Annotated in this window: 15 protein-coding genes; 7 read left to right on the top strand and 8 right to left on the bottom strand. The window is 59.1% G+C overall.

The features are described 5' to 3' along the window. Window positions 1–230: 230 nt before the first annotated feature. The 5 genes from LCW13_RS07050 to LCW13_RS07030 all read right to left on the bottom strand — a co-directional run bounded on the left by LCW13_RS07050 (window position 231) and on the right by LCW13_RS07030 (window position 6,414). Window positions 231–1,664 carry an aldehyde dehydrogenase family protein gene (locus LCW13_RS07050; protein WP_107335082.1) on the bottom strand — a complete coding sequence of 478 codons (1,434 nt, stop codon included), beginning with the start codon at window positions 1,662–1,664 and terminating at the stop codon, window positions 231–233. A gap of 108 nt (window positions 1,665–1,772) precedes the next feature. Then, window positions 1,773–2,732, bottom strand: a complete 960-nt coding sequence (locus tag LCW13_RS07045) for an NAD(P)-dependent oxidoreductase (RefSeq protein ID WP_225347900.1) — start codon at window positions 2,730–2,732, stop codon at window positions 1,773–1,775. 306 nt (window positions 2,733–3,038) lie between these two features. Beyond that, window positions 3,039–3,953, bottom strand: coding sequence for a LysR substrate-binding domain-containing protein (locus tag LCW13_RS07040; RefSeq protein WP_225347898.1), 915 nt, complete (start codon window positions 3,951–3,953; stop codon window positions 3,039–3,041). A 225-nt stretch (window positions 3,954–4,178) separates the two neighbouring features. Next, window positions 4,179–5,426, bottom strand: coding sequence for a M24 family metallopeptidase (locus LCW13_RS07035; RefSeq protein WP_225347897.1), 1,248 nt, complete (start codon window positions 5,424–5,426; stop codon window positions 4,179–4,181). 82 nt (window positions 5,427–5,508) lie between these two features. Continuing rightward, window positions 5,509–6,414, bottom strand: coding sequence for a HalD/BesD family halogenase (locus tag LCW13_RS07030; protein WP_318527679.1), 906 nt, complete (start codon window positions 6,412–6,414; stop codon window positions 5,509–5,511). A gap of 98 nt (window positions 6,415–6,512) precedes the next feature. Between LCW13_RS07030 and LCW13_RS07025 the strand changes: the two genes are divergently transcribed. The 5 genes from LCW13_RS07025 to LCW13_RS07005 all read left to right on the top strand — a co-directional run bounded on the left by LCW13_RS07025 (window position 6,513) and on the right by LCW13_RS07005 (window position 14,026). Next, window positions 6,513–7,430, top strand: a complete 918-nt coding sequence (locus LCW13_RS07025) for a LysR substrate-binding domain-containing protein (protein WP_225347896.1) — start codon at window positions 6,513–6,515, stop codon at window positions 7,428–7,430. Between the two features lie 362 nt (window positions 7,431–7,792). Then, window positions 7,793–9,403 (top strand): BCCT family transporter, encoded by a 1,611-nt coding sequence (locus LCW13_RS07020; protein ID WP_131431800.1) that lies wholly within the window; start codon window positions 7,793–7,795, stop codon window positions 9,401–9,403. A 315-nt stretch (window positions 9,404–9,718) separates the two neighbouring features. Then, the gene (locus LCW13_RS07015) at window positions 9,719–11,341 is read left to right on the top strand and encodes a BCCT family transporter (protein ID WP_215824259.1); all 1,623 of its coding nucleotides are present in this window, start codon (window positions 9,719–9,721) and stop codon (window positions 11,339–11,341) included. A gap of 813 nt (window positions 11,342–12,154) precedes the next feature. After that, entirely contained in the window at window positions 12,155–13,858 is a 1,704-nt protein-coding gene (locus LCW13_RS07010; protein ID WP_225347895.1) for a sodium:solute symporter family protein, read from the top strand. Between the two features lie 39 nt (window positions 13,859–13,897). Further along, on the top strand, window positions 13,898–14,026 hold the full coding sequence (locus LCW13_RS07005; protein ID WP_215824257.1) for a putative transporter small subunit: 129 nt from the start codon (window positions 13,898–13,900) through the stop codon (window positions 14,024–14,026). Between the two features lie 97 nt (window positions 14,027–14,123). Here the strand turns inward: LCW13_RS07005 and iolB are convergent, their stop codons facing one another. The 3 genes from iolB to LCW13_RS06990 form a co-directional block, all read right to left on the bottom strand. After that, window positions 14,124–14,927, bottom strand: a complete 804-nt coding sequence (gene iolB / locus LCW13_RS07000; protein WP_192838006.1) for a 5-deoxy-glucuronate isomerase — start codon at window positions 14,925–14,927, stop codon at window positions 14,124–14,126. Window positions 14,928–14,975: 48 nt separating this feature from the next. Beyond that, on the bottom strand, window positions 14,976–15,971 hold the full coding sequence (gene iolG / locus LCW13_RS06995) for an inositol 2-dehydrogenase (RefSeq protein ID WP_215824256.1): 996 nt from the start codon (window positions 15,969–15,971) through the stop codon (window positions 14,976–14,978). A 125-nt stretch (window positions 15,972–16,096) separates the two neighbouring features. Further along, window positions 16,097–16,984, bottom strand: coding sequence for a MurR/RpiR family transcriptional regulator (locus tag LCW13_RS06990; protein ID WP_225347894.1), 888 nt, complete (start codon window positions 16,982–16,984; stop codon window positions 16,097–16,099). Window positions 16,985–17,267: 283 nt separating this feature from the next. On the opposite strand from LCW13_RS06990, the gene LCW13_RS06985 reads away from it, so the two are divergent. Next, window positions 17,268–18,260 carry a sugar ABC transporter substrate-binding protein gene (locus tag LCW13_RS06985; RefSeq protein WP_225347893.1) on the top strand — a complete coding sequence of 331 codons (993 nt, stop codon included), beginning with the start codon at window positions 17,268–17,270 and terminating at the stop codon, window positions 18,258–18,260. A gap of 79 nt (window positions 18,261–18,339) precedes the next feature. Beyond that, the gene (locus tag LCW13_RS06980) at window positions 18,340–19,458 is read left to right on the top strand and encodes an ABC transporter permease (protein WP_192838003.1); all 1,119 of its coding nucleotides are present in this window, start codon (window positions 18,340–18,342) and stop codon (window positions 19,456–19,458) included. The last annotated feature ends 103 nt before the right edge of the window (window positions 19,459–19,561 follow it).

The raw sequence follows: 19,561 nt of genomic DNA, 5'->3' as shown, positions 1-19,561 counted from the left end.
CTGAGCATATAGGTATTTTTCAGTACCCAGCGATGTGACAGACGCGATGGGCGTTGCTCTGATAGCGAAGCGCATCCGCGACAGCCGACAAGCGCCTTGAGGGTGTCTTTTGTCGATGGCGCGAATGGTCGATGGCGCGAATGCAAGATACCCGTGATTCACAAGGCCAGCCTGGCCTCACGAATCACGGGTATCTTGCGTGGCATCACGGCGGCGTCATTCGCCTCCTGTCAGGAGATGACCGGCGCGCCGAGCAGTGCCTTGACCTCGACATATTCCGCCAGGCCTTCGTCGCCCCATTCACGGCCATTGCCGGAACGCTTGTAGCCACCGAAGGGCGCATCGAAGGAGAACTCTGCGCCCTGCAGATAGCATTGCCCTGCCTGCATGCAGCGGGCGATCGGCAATGCTGCCTCAGCGTCACGCGCATAGACCGCAGATGACAGGCCATAGACGCTGTCATTGGCGATGGCGATCCCCTGCTTCACGTCGTCGTAGGGCAGGATGCACAGCACAGGGCCGAAGACCTCCTCACGGGCGATCTCCATTTCATTGCTGACATTGGTGAAGATGGTCGGCCGCACATAGCAGCCCTTCTCGAGCCCTTCGGGCGGCTCGACGCCACCCAGCGCCAGCTCGACACCGTCATTGATGGCCCGCTGCACCAGATCAAGCACCCGCTCGCGCTGACGCTGGGAGACCAGCGGCCCCATGGTGGTCGCCGGATCATTCGGGTCACCCACCACCTGCTCATTGGCGATCTCGACTGCCAGACGGGTCGCCTCTTCCATGCGTGAACGCGGCACCAGCAGACGCGTGAAGGCGTCGCAGGTCTGACCGGTGTTGGCCATCACGTTCTCGACGTTCAAGCGCACGGCCGCGGCCAGGTCGGCATCTTCCGTCACCAGCAGCGGCGACTTGCCGCCCAGTTCCTGACAGACCCGCTTGACAGTAGGCGCGGCACTCTCGGCGACCTTGCTACCGGCAATGGTCGAGCCAGTGAAGGACACCATGTCGACCTGCGGATGTCCGGACATCACCGGGCCGATCTCGCTGCCCTCGCCCGTCACCACATTGAAGACGCCAGCAGGCAGACCGACCTTCTCGAAGATCTCGGCCATGATGAAGTCCTGCAGCGGCGTCTGCTCCGCCGGCTTGGCGATCACGGTGCAGCCTGCCGCCAGCGCCGGGGCCAGCTTGCCGATCAACTGATGCAGCGGATAGTTCCACGGGTTGATCAGCGAGCAGACACCGATCGGCTCGCGCATCAGAGTCACATCGCCCTTGCGCTCGTCCTCTTCCATCTGGAAGGCACGCTCGGCGTAGTAACGCATGCCTTCGATGGGACCTTCTACGTGCAGCGCGCCGGCCAGTTGCACCGGGCAACCCATGGTGAGCACCTGAACGTCGCGCAGCTCATCGAAGCGACGCTGCATCTCATCCGCTGCCGCCATCAGGATATCGTGGCGTTCCTGCGCGGATGTCGTGGACCAGGCAGGCAATGCCTGACGTGCTGCCATGATGGCAGCCTCCACATCCTGCTCACCGGCACGCGGCACACTGGCGCACAGCTCACCGGTGGCCGGATTGATGACCTCCATGCGCTCGCGCCCGAAGGGTGCCTGCCAGTGACCATTGATGTAGAAGTTGTCGTGATGTTGCATGCCAGACCTCTCGTTGCTGGTGGGAGATAACACTTTCCCTGAGGGTGAGTCTCAAACGCAAATGCCCCGGAGGCCATTCACACGGCGCTCCGGGGCAGTCTTCACGGCTCAGCTGCGGCCGGTAACGCCGACTTCGTAGCCGACTTCTTCCGGCTCGTCATCGGTCAGCTCTGCCGGGAAGCCGGTGCCGAGCACACGGACATCGGCGGCTTCCTCGAGACGACGGATGATGTTGGAGGACCACTCACGCGGACCGAAGCGTTCCTGACCATCGCGGAAGATGTCCATCAGCATCGGGGAGATTTCCAGCGGCACATCCAGGTTCTTGGCCAGGGTGTCGAACAGGCCGACATCCTTGAGCACCAGATCCATGGTGAAGCTGATGTTGCGGCTTCCGTTCAGGATGACCTGGGACTCGGTCTCATGGACGAAGGAGTTGCCCGAGGAAATCTTGATCGCCTCGTAGGTGGTATTCATGTCCATGCCGGCCTTCTTGCAGACGGTCAGGGCTTCGGCGACGGCGCACAGGTTGGCAGTGGCCAGATAGTTGGTCATCACCTTGAGCACGGAGGCGGTACCCAGCTCCCCGGTGTGTAGGACACGACGACCGAGATTGGTCAGCACCGGCAGCACCTGCTCGAAGGATTCGCGGTCACCGCCGACGAAGATGGAGATATTGCCGGTGGCAGCGCGGTGGCAGCCGCCGGAGACCGGCGCTTCCAGTGCCTTGGCACCGGTGGCCAGCACCTTGTCGGCGATGCGACGCAGTTCGCCGTCGTCGGTAGTGCTCATCTCGAGCCAGATCTTGCCTTCACGCAGACCGGCGATGATGCCGTCGTCGCTTTCCATCACGGCGCTGCAGGCAGCCGGAGACGGCAGGCAGGTGATGACCATGTCGTTGGCTTCGGCGAGTTCCCTGGCGGAATCCGCCCACTTGGCACCCTGCGCGAGGAAAGGCTTGGCGGCTTCCGGGTCAAGGTCACGCACGGTGACGTCATGTCCATTGCGCAGCAGACTACCTGCCAGCTTGCCACCCACGTTACCGAGACCGATGAATCCGACTTTCATGTGCTGTCCTCTTTGCTGTCTGCCTGCTGGCTGTCCGGTGTACTGCACAGGGTTGGGACGGAGTGGAATCCTGTCCGTCGTGGCCCATGTCATCTTGAAGCTCACCCTACTGGCCGACCTGCCTGCCAACAATTCATAAGAATTTGGTGATTGGTAACAATTTTTGTGAGTCCACCCAGCCCCCACGTCTCCGAACAGCGAACAGCGATCAACCGGCAGATGCCAGATGCCCAGACCCCAGAACCCGGAAACAAAAAACGCCACCCGAAGGTGGCGTTGTCACGTAACAGCTCTCGCTCTGACGGATCAGGTGGGCACGCTGCGACTCTGTGCCTCCAGCCAGCCAAGGAGGGTCGCGACGCGCGGATCCCGCTCCAGCTCGCGATGACAGACAGCCCCCCATTCACCGCGCCCGGTCGTCACCTGTCCGGTCGGGTTGATGAGTCGACCGTTCGCCAGGTCATCGTCGGCAAAGGGCCCGTTGACCAATGCGACGCCCTCCCCGCGCGCCGCCATCTCCAGGGCGACGGCCAGGGTGTCGACCACGATGCAATTGCGGGTGGGACACGGGCCTAGCGACAATGCCTCGAAGTAACTCTCCCAATTCCAGCCCTCGGTGTAGACCCCGATCAACGGCAGCGTCTTCAAGGCATCCGCGGGAACCGGTCGTGCCCCTTCGCCCAGCAGCTGGGGGCTGCACACCGGGAAGAGGCGTGATTCGAACAACGGCTGCCAGTGCAGGTGATCCGCCAGCGGCGCATCGCGGAAGACGATACCGACATCGGCATTGGCCTCATCGAACTCCCAGCCAAGACTGCACGTCATCAGCTTGAGCTCGACTTCAGGATGCATGGCCTGGAAATGCGACAAGCGAGGTGCCAACCAGCGAATCGAGGTCGTCACATAGACCTGAATCGTCAGTGGCTGGGCATGCTGCATCTGGCGCAGCGACTCGGCCCCTTGCACCAGACCCGCCAGCGCTTCACGCACTACCGGATAAAAACGCTCGCCAGCCGCCGTCAGCACCACATGACGGCCTTCACGGGCAAACAGTTTCACCTCCAGACTCTCTTCGAGACGCTGAATCTGGTTGGCGATGGCCGGATGCGTCAGGCTCAGCTCCTCGGCAGCCGCGCGGAGACTCAGCAGACGCGCAGCAGCTTCAAACCCTTTCAGCGAACTCAAGGGCGGCAGTTTCTGCAGTGGCAGAGGGGTTGGCATAGACGGCACTCACGAGGGGCAAAAGGCGAGCAGGAAGCAACTGGTACCCCATGAACGATAGTCGTTCTCGACGCTCTCTCCCGTTCACGGCACACGGCTGCCATCAGGCCCTCTTTCGCCATGAGACAATGGCAAAGCCGCCATGCCGCGTAATGCCGATGTGCCTCGGCAAGCTACCCGGGCCCGGCTCAACAGGCCTGACTCAGACGGCCTGACTCAGGCAGCCTAGCTAAGCAGGCGCTCGTCGAAGGGGTAGTCGGACAACAGCTCCACCTGACCATCGTCACGAATGTACAGCTGCTCTTCGAGCTTGACGCCTTCACCGCCGGACTCATGCCCGATATAGCTCTCCACACACAGCGTCATCCCCGGCTTGAGGATGCCGTCGTAACCCTTGTCCTCGATATCCTCGCGATGAACGATGTAGGGATACTCGCCGTTCATCCCGACACCATGCGCCAGGGCAAAGTAACGACGCGCGCGGTAAGCGGGAGGGATTCGCCAGGCGCGTTCGGCGTATTCCTTGAAGCTGACCCCGGGCTTGAGATTTTCCATGTTGGTCTGGATCTGGTCATACGCCATGCGATAGAGCGATTTCTGCTCGGCGCTGGCCTCCCCCGAACCACACAGGAAGGTTCTCGAGAAGTCCGCATAGTATCCGTAACGTCCCACCACATCGGTATCCAGTGCGACCAGTTCTCCTGCCTGGATGACACGGTCGGAACATTCCTGGAACCAGGGGTTCGTGCGTGGCCCGGAATTCATGAGGCGTGTCTCGATGAAATCGGCGTCTGTCTCGATGATGTGCTGGTGCAGCCGCGACCAGGCGTGATTCTCGGTGACGCCAGGACGGATGGAGGCCTCCAGTTTGCGCACCCCCTCCTCAACCGCTCTCAGGGAGGAGCGAATCATCTTTATCTCGTTGGGTACCTTGATGGCACGTGCCTGCTCAAGGGGCTCATGGGCATCCAACACCTGATAGCCACGCTGCTCGAGCATGAAAGCGGCTTCTGCAGTCGCGCTTTCGAGGGCGATCCGCTCACCTCCGCCACACTGGCGCACGAGGTCAATGATTTCATCCGCCCAGGCCCTGGTGACGTCTTGTGTATTCTTCTCATTGAAGTAATAGGAAATCGCCTTGGCCGGACGAATCTCGTCCACGGTCGGCAGATGGCTGGCCAGGTGTTCACACCCCGAGAACTCGAACAGCACGACCGGCCCTGCCGCGGGGACGAATACGTAGCGAGCGGGATTGCGTGAGCTGTATACCTGCATGTTGCGAGACCCGGTGGCATAGCGGACATGGGCCGGGTCGAACAGGACTGCCGCCGAGATATCGCGACGGGCCAGTTCCTGGCGAACACGCGCGAGTCGGTCGCATTGGATCTGCGCAATCTCTTCCGAAGTCGGTTCGCAGTCTTCCAGTGCATGGGTCGGGGCCAGAATGCCCATCGCTGTCAGGTCCATTTTCATGTGAAGTGCCCTGTGGGAAAAGTTCGGTCATGCGCCAAGGCGCGTACAAGGGGGAAGGCGTCACGGGAATGTCGCGCCCGTCTCAGTCGAGCAGACCATCGGCACGCTGGACGTGCTGAGCTTCCGCCAGAATGTGCTGCTCCGAGACTCGTCCATACAGCTGACGCGTACGTTCAAGCCGGCCGACCACTCCCGGCGTTTCGGAATACGCGAAGATCGCCGTCAACCGGGGGACCACACCCGACACCTGCGTGACACGGTGCAGACTGAACCGCCCCTTGAACAACTGCAGATCACCCGGGTTGAGGCTCAGGGTCTTCACCGCTTCACGCGACTCTCCCCGGATCACTTCGCCTACGGCAGCGTAGTGCTCATCGTTGGGGGTGCGGATGCCGGGGCAATACTCGAACTGACCCCCGCTCTCGGGCTGTTGCGTCATCATGGTGACGATGAATTCGTTGGTGTCGTAGTGCCAGGGTTGCTCGGTGCCATCTGGCAGCACGTTGAGCACGAGCCCGGCAAAGGGGTCGGCATACTCGTACACCCGCTCACGACCAAGACAGGCCGACACCAGTTGCTTCATGGCCTGCGAGACGTACAGCCGCTGCATCAGGCTATCGGCAGGGATCATGTCACGCGTCACGAAGCCACTGGTGCGCGTCATGAACAAGCGACGCGGGTCCTGTTGGGGCAAGCGGTCGTCATCGGCCGTGAAATAGGCATTCACCTCGCGGGTGTTGTAGAACGCGGTCTCGGCGAGACGGGCCGTTTCCGCTTGCATCTGCGCAAGGCGCTCCGGACGCAGAAATCCTCTCAATACGGCGCAACCCTCACGCTCGAGATCTTCACGCGCCTTGGCGATCGTGGCCTCAAGCGCTGGAGATCGGGGGTCATGCAGGGGGTAACGCTCGGTATCGACCAACGCGGAGAGATCGACGGTCTCGGCATCGGCCAATTGCGGGGGCATCGCGGAAGTCAGGTCAGTCACGGAGGTATCCTCACGTCGTGGGGCTGGGGGACAAGACAGCTCGTGGGTCAGGCACTATGCTGGCCAGAATCCATGCATTTGAGAAACGAGTCATTCCAATGAAATCCATCGGCAAACCCGATACATCAAGCGCAGACGCCCCTCGCCCGCTGCCATCGCTGGATACGGATCTCCTGCTGGCATTCGTGACGGTGGCCGACAGCGGGAGCTTCACTCAGGCGTCGCGGCATCTGCATCGCACGCAGTCCACTGTCAGTCTGCGCATCAGCACCCTCGAGGAGCGTCTTGGCTATCGACTGCTGATGCGAACCAGCCGTCATATGGAATTGACCAATGCCGGCCGAACGTTTCTGCGTTACGCACGACGCATCCTGCAACTGCAGCGCGAAGCCGTGGCGGCCCTCAGCGAAAACGACCACCCGATCACGTTGCGCCTCGGCTTGCCGGAGGATTACGCCACCACCTGGTTGCCAGAGCTGCTGGCACATCTCGGCGAGCGCCACCCCCAGATCCGTCCGCACATCCACTGCCGGATGTCCACGGAACTGCTGGAACAGCTCGATGCCGGCCAGCTGGATCTGGTCATCGCGGTCAGCCACAACCAACAACGCCAGGGGGAACTGCTGTCTCGCGAGCCTGTCGTGTGGGCGGCGCATCAACGCTTTGTGCTGGACCCCTCCGCTCCGCTGCCGTTGGCGCTGTTCCCCGAACAATGCATCTATCGCGAAAGGGCATTGTCCGCCCTGACCCAGGCAGAACGCAGTTGGCGTATCGATTCCACCAGTCAGAGCCCCAGTGGCTTGAGAGTCATCGTCAATCAGGGCCATGCCATCACGGTGGCAGATCGACGCTCGTTGCCTGAGGACTGGTGCGAGCTGGGCACCGAAGCGGGGCTTCCGGCGCTACCCACTGCCGAAATTGAACTCCATCGTTCCCCCAGCCTGACGCATCCGATCTTCGATACTTGCGCAGAGATGATTCGCGAATTGTTGCGAGAGAAACCTCAGGAGCGATGAGTCCTCATCAGGATCACTGGTCTTGCTGCTTATACGGGCGTTTTTACTATCTCCATTACGACCCCTGACATTCTGCCTGCGACAGGATGGAAGATTTTCCGATCTGCCCTGCAATACGCTGCACGGCAGTTCGCTGCATGTCACAGGGAGCCCGGAAAGCTGACGTCATTCCGCCTCCTCCTCGAGCACTGACGTTGCAAAATCAGATGATCGTCCCTACATGATCAGACGCTCATTCCCCCCCTTACCGATGAGGCCCCTGATCGGCGCAGACAAGACGTCAAGCGTCACCCCGAGATGATCGGTAACACCTGACAACAAGATGATCGGCTACACCCGACAACAAGATCGAGGAGTATCAAATGTTCGGAGCATCCGTGCGCCCACTGGTCTTCTGGCCACCTTTCATTCTGCTGTTCGCCTCCGTATTGGCGAGCTTGATCGATCTCGACAGCTTTCTGGCTGTCACTACCAATCTCAACAACCAGGTACTGAGCAAGTTCGGCTGGTTGTTTTCCATCACGGCGCTCAGCATGGTGGTGGCCTGCCTCATAGCCTATCTTTCGCCGTTGGGCCGCACGCGTATCGGCGGCGAGAACGCGACGCGACTGTTGTCCCCATGGCGTTGGTTCTCCATCACGTTATGCACCACGTTGGCCGTGGGCATCATGTTCTGGTCGACCGCAGAGCCGCTTTATCATCTGCACTCGCCGCCCACCTCGCTGGACATTGCCGCCAATAGCCCGGAAGCCGCGCGGTTCGCGCTCTCGACCATGTTCCTGCACTGGTCGTTCACGCCCTATGCGATCTACACCGTCCCTGCGCTGATCTTTGCCCTGATGCATTACAACCTCGGCAAGCCCTTCTCGCTCGGAACCCTGTTCGTGCCGCTGCTGGGAGATCGACTGATCGGTCGCAAGGGACGTGCGCTCGATGCACTCGCGCTCTTCGCCCTGGTCTGTGGCATGGCGTCGTCCCTCGGTACAGGGGCCATGACATTGGCAGGCGGCATCGACCGCTTCCTCGGCACTGGCTCGGGCCCGCTGATGCTGGGCATCGTCACCCTCGCGATCGTGCTGTGTTTCACCGCTTCGGCGGCCAGTGGTCTGCAAAAAGGCATCGCACGCCTGTCCGCCATCAACGCCAAGGCCTTCTTCGCCTTTCTCATCTTCGTGTTCGCCTTCGGTCCGACGCTGACCATCCTGGGCTACGGCACGGAAGCGGCTGGCGAATACTTCACCAACTTCATGAGCAAGAATCTGTTCACCGGGGCCTTCGACAATGACCCCTGGCCACAGAGCTGGACCATCTTCTACTGGGCCAACTGGATGGCATGGGCACCGATTTCGGCTCTGTTCCTGGGCAAGATCTCACGGGGGTATACCGTGCGGCAGTTCATGCTGATCAACATGGTGGCGCCCTCACTCTTCTCGATCATCTATGTCGCGGTGTTCAGCAGCACGACATTGAAGCTCGACATGGATACCGCCGGGGCACTCAACACCATCCTCAGCGAGGCCGGGGCTGGCTCGGTGATCTACGCACTATTCGATGAGCTACCGATGAGCTCTCTGGTGGGAGGGATCTTCCTGGTCATCGCCTTCCTGTCTTTCGTGACAGCGGCCGACTCCAATACCGATGCCATCAGCCAACTCTGCAGCTCGGATAGCCAGGAGGCTCTGGCAGGCAACGAAAGCGAAGACCGCAGCAAGGGCCGCCTGATGATGAAGATCATCTGGGGCTCGACCATCGGTGCCGTCGCCTGGATCATGACCTCCTTCGTCGGCATCGATGGCATCAAGATGCTCTCCAACCTCGGCGGGGTACCAGCGCTCTTCATCGTGATCGGTGCCACGGCGTCTCTGATACGACTGGTCTCGATCGGCACCGCCAAGATCGGCCTCGAGCACACGCCGTCACGCAGTTATTCGGCGGAAGCTCACCAGCGCTGGCAATCTTCCCAGTCCAGCTGAGCCAACTCGAGATGGCGTGACACTCAAGTCCTCAAGGAGAAACCACGACACCCCCGGGCCGAGAGGCGACGGGGGTGTCGTGGTTTTCTCTTGAGTGTCATGGCCCGCACAGTGGCATGGGCCATGCAGCCTGCGTTACGGCTAGGGTGCGTTAGCCACTGAAGCGATTTCCTGACAGAACCCTCAAAAAATAACCCAGATTCCTTACCTGAACGCGCGCGTGTATACCCATACAAGGCTGAAAGCACAACGCTGACAAAACAGAATTTTATGGGTTAGCATCCTCAGACACACAAGAAAATTATAGGAACGCGTATGTTTAGTTCTTCCATCCGCCCCCTCGTCTTCTGGCCACCGTTCATCCTGCTGATAGTCGCAGTGGCAGCAAGCCTTATCAATCTCGAAGGCTTTCTCGCCACCACGACGGCCTTGAATGACTGGGTACTCAACAAGTTCGGTTGGCTGTTCTCGATTACGGCACTGGCGATGGTGGTGACATGCCTGATCACTTACCTGTCACCACTGGGCCGCACGCGGATCGGTGGTGAAAATGCCACGCGAATCCTGACACCCTGGCGCTGGTTTTCCATCACGCTATGTACCACGCTGGCCGTCGGCATCATGTTCTGGTCGACCGCAGAACCGCTCTATCACTTACACACTCCGCCCGGCTCACTGGAGGTGACGGCGAACTCTCCTGAGGCAGCACGCTTTGCACTCTCGACGATGTTCCTGCATTGGTCATTCACGCCCTATGCGATCTATACCGTCCCGGCATTGCTGTTCGCTCTGATGCATTACAACCTGGGCAAGCCGTTCTCGCTCGGCACGCTCTTCGTGCCGCTGTTGGGTGATCGCCTGATCGGCCGCAAGGGCCGCGCGCTGGATGCACTGGCATTGTTCGCACTGGTCTGCGGCATGGCATCGTCATTGGGCACCGGCGCCATGACACTGGCCGGCGGCCTGGACCGCTTCCTGGGGACCGGCACTGGCCCGCTGATGCTGGCACTGGTGACTCTCGCCATCGTGGCCTGCTTTACCGCCTCCGCGGCCAGTGGTCTGCAGAAAGGCATTGCGCGTCTGTCCGCCATCAACGCCAAGGCCTTCTTCGTCTTCATGGCCTTCGTCTTCCTGTGCGGCCCGACCCAGACCATTCTTGGCTATGGCACCGAAGCTGCGGGTGAGTATTTCAACAACTTCATGCAAAAGAGCCTGTTCACCGGGGCCTTCGATGACGATCCGTGGCCGAAAAGCTGGAGTATCTTCTACTGGGCCAACTGGATGGCATGGGCACCGATATCCGCCCTGTTCCTGGGCAAGATTTCCCGTGGCTATACCGTGCGACAGTTCATGCTGATCAACCTGGTCGCGCCGGCCCTGTTCTCGATCACCTACGTGAGTGTCTTCGCAAGCTCCACTATCCAGTTCGACATGCAAAGTGGCGGTGCGCTTTACCAACTGCTGAATGAGTCTGGTGCAGGCTCCGTCATCTATGCCCTGTTTGACGAACTGCCGATGAGCACCTTGGTCAGCGCCGTCTTCCTGATCATCGCCTTCCTGTCCTTCGTGACGGCAGCCGACTCCAACACCGAAGCGATCAGCCAGCTGTGCAGCACTGACAGCCAGGCCGCCATGGCCGGTGACAGTGATGAAAATACCAATGATCGTCTGCTCATGAAGATCATCTGGGGTTGCACCATCGGCGCCGTCGCCTGGATCATGACGGCCTTCGTGGGCATTGATGGCATCAAGATGCTCTCCAATCTCGGCGGTGTGCCGGCGCTGTTCATCGTGATTGCCGCCACGGCGTCCCTGCTGCGTCTGGTGTCGATCGGTACCGCCAAGATCGGTCTCGAGCACACGCCGTCACGTAGCTATTCTCCCGAAGCGCACCTGCGCTGGGAAAGCACTCGCAAGACAGCAGAAAGCTCTCGGTAAGCCAAACCCTGCGTTGAGCATGCCCACTACGCCCTGTCTTCGGACAGGGCGTTTTACTGTGGGTAGGCCGCTTTGAAGACTCGCTCTCCCATGGGTCAACACCCCCTCCAAGCCGAGTCAGTCGTTGCCTGAGCCATTGAGGGAGTCTTTTCCTCAAGCATTGGACAAGTAATACGCATGACGTAATAACAACGATTTATTCCACTTTCTGGCACCATTCAGAACACTCAGCAAATAAACACAACTCATGCCGAGTAATATTATTTATATATAATAAGTCATGTCTTCCATGCTGCTCTGGCACGTGTCACGCAACTGAACATCGTCGCACCCGCTCGTCCAACCACCGTTGACGTGAATGAGAGGCAAGCTTTGCCCGCCAGGGTGTAGACATTGACATGCGCATAATTTATCGTTGTCAACGAATTTGATAACGAGAGAAAATAAAAACACCGTTTTGCCAAGCTTGGGGCTGACCAACAACTCGCATCAGCGCCCTTGCAAGGCTTGACCGATAACAAGGACGCGTATGCGATATCATTATTCCGATGAAGGCAGATGCATGCCACGCCGCCCTCCCCCAAGTTCCCGCCTGACCGGGAAGTGCCACCAACTCCGTCTTCATTGACCGAGATTGCCGATTATTGATGACGCGGCCCACGTGCTGCGCTGGATGCCATTTGCTTGAGCAAATGACGCAGAACTACGTCCACGGCTAAGAACCTTCCCCTCCTTACTCGTCGCTATCGACAACCGTTTGCCCTCGGGCGACTGCGTTGCGTAGCGCCCTGTTTCCCTACCGAGGGCCAGTTCTTGAACAACGAATCGCTATATCAATTCTCTACCCTGACTGTCGTACTGCTGCTGCTTGCCTTCTATGGCGGCACCTACCTGATGACGCTGGGGATCCGCAAGAAAAATGAAGATGCCGATGCCTTCATGGTCTCCAACCATCGCGTTGGCTTCGGCATGGGCGCGGCGAGCATGACGGCTACCTGGATCTGGGCGGCCTCCTTCTATGCTGCCGCCACCTCCGGCTATACCTATGGTGTCTCAGGGCCGATCCACTATGGCCTGTGGGGCGCACTGATGATTCTGTTCATCTACCCCTTCGGCCGCCGCTTCCGCAAGCTGGCGCCCAATGCGCATACACTGGGCGAGCTGATCCATGCGCGCCACGGCTCCTCCAGTCAGCTGATTCTGGCGCTCTCCAACCTGCTGGGTAGCGTGATCAGCCTGATGGTCAACTTCACTGCCGCCGGGGCGCTCGTCTCCGTGCTCTCGCCGCTGTCCTTCCAGGCGGGCGTGATCATGGCGGGCGTGGGGGTGCTGTTCTATACCCTGTGGTCGGGCTTCCGCGCCTCGGTACTGACCGACTTCGCGCAACTGGTTGCCCTGATGGCGATCGCCATCGTGATCATTCCGGCGGTGTTCTTTGCGATGGGTGGCCCGACAGAGCTGGTCGCAGGCCTGGATAACCTGACGCCCGAGCAGGCCAACTTCTTCTCGACGGATGCCATCCTGAACCAGGGGGCGCCCTTCTTCGTCGCGGTACTGGCCTATGCGATCGGTAACCAGACCATTTCCCAGCGCCTGTTCGCCGTCAACGAAGACCACATCAAGCCGACCTTCCTCACCGCGACACTGGGCTATGGCGCCATCGTCATCGGCCTGGGCATGATTGGCCTGATGGCACTGACACTCGGGGTGGAGCCGCTCAACGGCGACATGAACAACCTCATCCCGCAGATGGTGTCCGAGTATCTGCCGCCGTTCTTCATCGCGCTGTTCTTCATTCTGGTGATCGGCTCGCTGTCCTCCACCGCGGATTCCGACCTTTCCGCGCTGTCCGCCATCATCATGGCCGATGTCTATGGCAAGAATATCGCCCGCGGCAAGCCAGACCCGAAGCGCATGCTCTTCATCGGCCGCTTGACCATGATCATCGCCACGGTGCTGGGCATCGTCTTCGCCAGCTTCTCACTGGATATCCTGGTGATGCTGGTCTTCGTCGGAGCTCTGTGGGGCGCGATCGTCTTCCCGGTCATCGCCAGCTGCTTCTGGAATCGGGTGACCAACACCGCCTTCACCACGTCGGTCATCGTCGCGATGGTGATGTTCTGCCTGGCACGCTTTGAACTGGTGCCGCTGACGGGCATGAGCGGTCTGTTCTTCGAGCTGCTCGCCAGCATCGGCGGCGGCGTGATCATCGGCCTGATGGTATTCGGCTTCCTGGGGCGCATTCTCGGCATCCTTGCGGGAATCGCGGCCATGATCGCCATGCTGATCTTCGCGACTGACTTCCTGCGCGACTACACCGTCCTGCTGGCATCGTTGACCGCTTACGGCACCAGCACCCTGGTGTGTGTGGTCATGAGCCTCACCAGCCGCCAGGAACGCTTCGACTTCGACACCATCACCGCACGTGTCGGCAACTATGACGAAGCACTCGACTCAGGCGATCGTGATACGACAACACCGATCCAGACGCAGCCTGCCGCCTCCACCGGCGCATGATTCTGGATACGTCCTAGACAGAACAAGGAGACAACACTCATGACATTGCTATTTGCCACCTACGTACTGGTATGGCCAGTGCTCACCCTGGCGGTATTGATCGTCATCTGCCGCGCGGTCGCACGTGATCGCCGCATCGCACGGGAAGAAAAGCGCGAGCTGGTATGAAGCTCCTGGCGTAATGTGACGCCAGGAACGCAAAAGCCCGCCTCTGGATTGTCCAGAGGCGGGCTTTTTTACGACTTACCGAAGAATAGCCTGTCTATCACGCCTGCTCGACGATCCACTCATGCGCAGGATCATTCTTGAACTTCCACACCCGCTTGGGGCCGGCCATGACATTGAGGTAGTAGAGCTCGTAGCCGTGCGGGGCGGCGGCGGGATGATATCCCTCCGGCACCATCACACAGCAACCGTCCTCCACCGCCATGGTCTCATCCAGAGAGCGATCATCGGTATAGACGCGCTGGAACGCAAAGCCCTGTGACGGATTGAGCTTGTGATAATAGGTTTCCTCAAGGAAAGACTCCTCCGGGAGGTTGTCCGCACAATGCTTGTGCGGCGGGTAGCTGGACCAATTACCCGGCGGTGTATAGACCTCAACCACCAACAAACTATCAGCAGGCTCTGTCTGCGGAAGAATGTCCTGCACATGGCGCGTATTGGTCCCCTCGCCTCGTGTCGAACAGGCCACCTGCTCGGGGCGAATCAGGCGCGCGGCATGGTTGCCATGCCCCGGAGCACTACAAACTGCTATTTCAAGCTCTGTCAGGGCTTCTACCGAGTAGGCGACGCCATCTGGCAGGTACACCGAATAGGGAGGCAAGTGATCGAAAACACTCATGCGCTCGCCGATATTCTCGAAAGTCTGGTCACCGGTACGCACGGTCGCGCGCCCCGAGAGCAGCACGAGGCATTGCTCACGACTCTCGGTGTGGCGCTCGAAACGCTCACCTTGTTTCAAGCGATGCACGCGAAAGCCCACGTGTGTCCAGCCTGCAGATTCCGGGGTTACCTCGAGCAAGGTGCCATCTTCACTCGGGGCATGCGGTCTTACCAGAAGGCTCATTGGTCGACTCCTATCATGGCGATGGCAATTCAAATTACTGAGCAGGTCTCAGCGGATTTCACTGAGCAAGACTCGCCGACCTTCTCGGTAGGAAATCAGCGCGGCTTCTGCTAGTTCAAGTGCCGCCAGACCATCTTGCGCTCCTGCCAACGGCGCCCGATTTTCCTGCCAGGCTGCCACGAAGTCGGCGACTTCCTGTGCATAAGCGCGCGAGTAACGCTCGAGGAAGAACCACTGTGGACGCTCATCCACGACCCCCTCGGCACCCGTGAAACGCAACTGAGTATCCGTTTCGTTGCGCGCCTCCAACATCCCCTTGCTGCCAAACACTTCAATACGCTGATCGTAGCCATAGCAGGCCCGGCGAGAATTGCTGATATTGACCAACTTGCCCGACGCACTCTTCAGATTGATCAGGACACTGTCGAGATCACCTGCCTCACCAATAGCCGGGTCCACAAGACAGCTGCCACTTACTGTCACTTCCGTTACAGGCTCTCCGAGCAACCAGGCAGCCATATCCAGATCATGAATGCTCATGTCACGGAAGATACCGCCCGAGGCTGCAATATATTCAGCGGGGGGCGGCTCAGGGTCACGGCTGGTGATCGTGATCATTTCCAACTTGCCAATGCGTCCTGAGTCCATTGCGGTCTTCAGCGCGGAAAACTGGGGGTCGTGACGACGATTGAACCCCAGAGCGCAGGTGACCGGATACTCTTCCAACACCGCGAGACAATGGCGCGTACGCACTAGATCCAGGTCAATCGGCTTTTCGCACAGTACGGCCTTGCCAGAACGAGCGGCGCGTTCCAGGAAGTCAGAATGCGTTGGTGTTGAAGACGCAATCAAGACACCGTCAATATCGTCAGAGCTGAAAACATCATCAGCACTTAGCACCGGCACGCCGTACTCGCTAGCCAGTGACTCGGCTGCTGCAGAAAAGGCGTCGCTAACCGAAGCCAGCTCGGCCGTCGGGTGGTCAGAGATAGCGCGAGCATGAACACGGCCGATGCGACCGGCACCTAACAGAGCGATTTTCATATAAGACTTCCTCTTCATGGCGTTTGTTGTTGAGCTTGTTGCAACTGCATTGCGAGAAGTCGCGGGGCTGGAAGGCAACACCTCCTGTGTTGACTTGCCAAGAGAACCCGCTGGTTATTGAAACATCAGTTTTCTATCTGCAATTTCTGACAATCTGTTGCCATATTGGCTTCATTGCGAACCCCCAGCCCGATTGCCAGCACTTGTGCCAGACATAACGTGGAGGTCAATCCTCTGAATCCCTGTACTTCCGCCTCATTGACGACCAATGCCACATCCGCTTGGCGAGTCAGAGGGCTCAACGAGGAATCCGTAATCAATATGATGGGGACCCCTCGCTCCCTGACCGACCTGACGGCGTTTTGTACCTCCTCGGCATAGGGGGCAAAGCTGGTCACCAATAGACAGTCCCGTTCAGACACTGCCTCGGCCTGCTCGCGATACATCGCCCCCATCCCATCCATGAGAAACGCACGCTTGGCCACGTGACGCAGCGAATAGGCCAGGTAACTTGAGACCACGAAGCTACGGCGAGCACCCAACAGATGAATGGCCTCCGCGGCCTGCATGAGGTCCAGCGCCCGCTCGATATCTTGCGTCGGCACGCGATGAGGCAACTGAGCCAAAGCTTGCAGATTGGCCTCGGCGAAATTCATCAGTAGCTCGTTGACGCTTGGGCTCGTCCCAGTGACCTCACGAGCCACACGAATGCGTTCGTTGTAATCGGGCTCTGCCTCAACCAAGCGTGAGCGGAACAGCTTCTGCATCTCCGAAAAGCCAGAGAATCCCAGCGCATTCGCAAAGCGGATCATGGTGGAGGGTGTCACCCCAGCTTTGTCAGCCAGTGCGGCTACCGTGCCGAATGCCACTTCCTGGGGATGATCCAGAAGAAAGCGAGCACTCTGCTGCAAGCGCTTGGAGAGCTCGGGATATTGCTCGCCTATATGCGCCTCTAGGGCTTCAAAAGTCTGCAGCTGACGCGCGGCGCGCTGCAAGGAAGTGGGATCTGGCATAAATACTCCTCGCTGTGCCTACCTGACTGGGCGCTGAGATCTTGGCGATCCCCCGGTAGGCGATAGGGAGGAGTCTAGGCGCATGGAATGAAAATTCCAAGATCAAAATAAAATGAATATTCCGGTTGCATTCCATCCGAGTGGAATCTACATTCCAACTACCGGTCGCGATGGAATACGCCATGTTCCAGACCACCGGGCACTCGCATACTGGAAGAGAGCAGCGCCAGTCCGCTCTTCCTCACTGACAAAGACAATAACCAAAGAACGTCAGGAGCCAACCATGTACAAAGTCGAGCCTCTCGCCACCTCTCCGAACTCTCACAGAAGGATGCCACGCCTGCGTCGTGCGATAGCCAGTCTCACGACAGCCTTGTTAGCAGTCTCTGTGGCCAATGCCGCCTGGGCAGCCGAAACCGAGCGCTACGTCATGATCACGCATGGCCAGAACTCCGACCCCTTCTGGTCAGTCGTCAAGCGCGGCGCTGACGATGCAGCTGAAGAACTTGGCGTCGAAGTCGAGTACCGCGCACCTTCTACCTTTGACATGGCAAAGATGGCGCAACTGCTGGATGCTGCAGTAGCTTCAAAGCCAGATGGCCTTATCATTTCCCTGACCGACGCTGATGCACTGGGCAAAGGCATCAAGAATGCTGTGGATCAGCAGATCCCGGTCATCACCATCAATTCTGGTGGCGATAAGTCCAAGGAGGTCGGCGCACAACTTCACATTGGTCAGAGTGAATATGAAGCAGGGCGAGGTGCGGCAGAACGCATGGTAGAGAGCGGCGCCAAACACGGACTCTGCATCAATCAGGAGCAAGGCAACGTAGGGCTAGATGCACGGTGCGCGGGCTTCATCAAGGGGTTCGACGGTAGCGCCAGTGAACTAGCCACCAGCACCGATCCCACCGAAATCAAAAACTCTCTCGTTGCCTACCTCAATCAGCACAGCGAAGTGGATGCCATCCTCGCCTTGGGGCCTCTCGGTTCCGAGCCAATGCTCAAGGCAATGCAAGAAGCTGGCGCTACTCAAAAATTCCAGCTCGGCACCTTCGATCTCTCCCCCGACATACTCGCCGCCATTCAGTCGGGTGAAATGAACTTTGCCATTGATCAACAACAGTACCTGCAAGGCTATCTGCCGGTGGTCTTCATGCATCAGTACCACATACACGGTCTGATGCCGGCTGGCGATGTCGCCACAGGCCCCGGATTTGTCACCGCCGAGAATGCAGGTCAGGTCATCGAGCTTTCAGAGCAAGGCATTCGCTAAGCGAAAAGCTCAATTTGGCAAAACTTTCATTTCCATGACATGGCGTCCTCCCCCTATGAGGACGCCCGGAGAGAGCATCATGACTGATCATACTATCAGTGCCGTTCCGGCCGCTGATGACGAACGGCTTCGCCGCGTCCACCCTCTCAAGGCCGCACTGAAACGTCCCGAATTTGGCGCCATTGCCGGCACCATCCTGGTATTTGCCTTCTTCTCTGTCGCCGCTTCGGGGACCGGCATGTTCAGCCTGGCGGGCATTCTCAACTTCCTGGAAGTCTCTGCACAGCTAGGCATCCTCGCCATCGCGGCATCGCTCCTGATGATCGGTGGTGAATTCGACCTTTCCCTAGGCTCAATGATCGGCTTTGCCGGCATCTTGATTGCCATCCCTGCCGTGCAATACGGCTGGCCCCTCTGGCTGGCCATTACTTTCGCCTTTGCTTGCGCCGTCCTGATTGGCTGGATTAACGGCTATCTGGTGATGCGCACAGGTCTGCCCTCCTTCATCGTCACACTGGGCTTTCTGTTCATCCTGCGCGGCCTGGCCATCGGCCTGACCCGCTTGACGACTGGACGCACCCAAGTCAGCGGTCTGCAAGAGATTGCCGATCATGACTGGTTGGCACCGTTTTTCTCCGGCGAGGTATTTACTGGCCTCTTCAGCTGGATGGCAGCCCAAGGCTGGATTGCCACCAACTTCGCGGGAAATCCAAGTGTCACTGGTGTCCCGGTCTCTATCGTCTGGTGGATTGTACTGGCCGCTGCCGCGACCTGGCTGCTGCTTTACACCCGCTTCGGCAACTGGATATTCGCCTGCGGCGGTGATGTGAATGCTGCACGCAACGTCGGCGTCCCTGTAATGAAGGTCAAGATCCTGCTGTTCATCTTTACCGCTGTCGCCGCCACCATCTTTGCCTGCCTGCAAGTCATGGATACCGGTTCAGCCGACACGACTCGCGGTCTGCTCAAGGAACTGGAAGCCATCATCGCCGTCGTGATCGGCGGAGCTCTGCTGACAGGCGGCTATGGCTCTGCCGTGGGTGCCGTATTCGGTGCGCTTATCTTCGGCACGGTACAGATGGGCATCTTCTACACCGGCGTTAACACTGACTGGTTCAAGGTCTTCCTCGGCGCCATGCTCCTGATCGCAGTACTGTTCAACAATTACGTGCGCAAGAAAGCTCTGGAGGCTAAGTAATGACTACTAACGCCAACCTGCAACAGACGCCGGAACAGACTACGACCGCCGCCGATCGCGCCAGAGGTGATACTCCGAAAGCCGCTGACACCCGCACTCCTCT

Source organism: Cobetia amphilecti (assembly GCF_020217465.1).
Taxonomy (GTDB): domain Bacteria; phylum Pseudomonadota; class Gammaproteobacteria; order Pseudomonadales; family Halomonadaceae; genus Cobetia; species Cobetia amphilecti.
The sequence above is the reverse complement of the archived record's forward strand: the minus strand, read 5'-3'. Positions and strand labels throughout refer to the sequence as shown.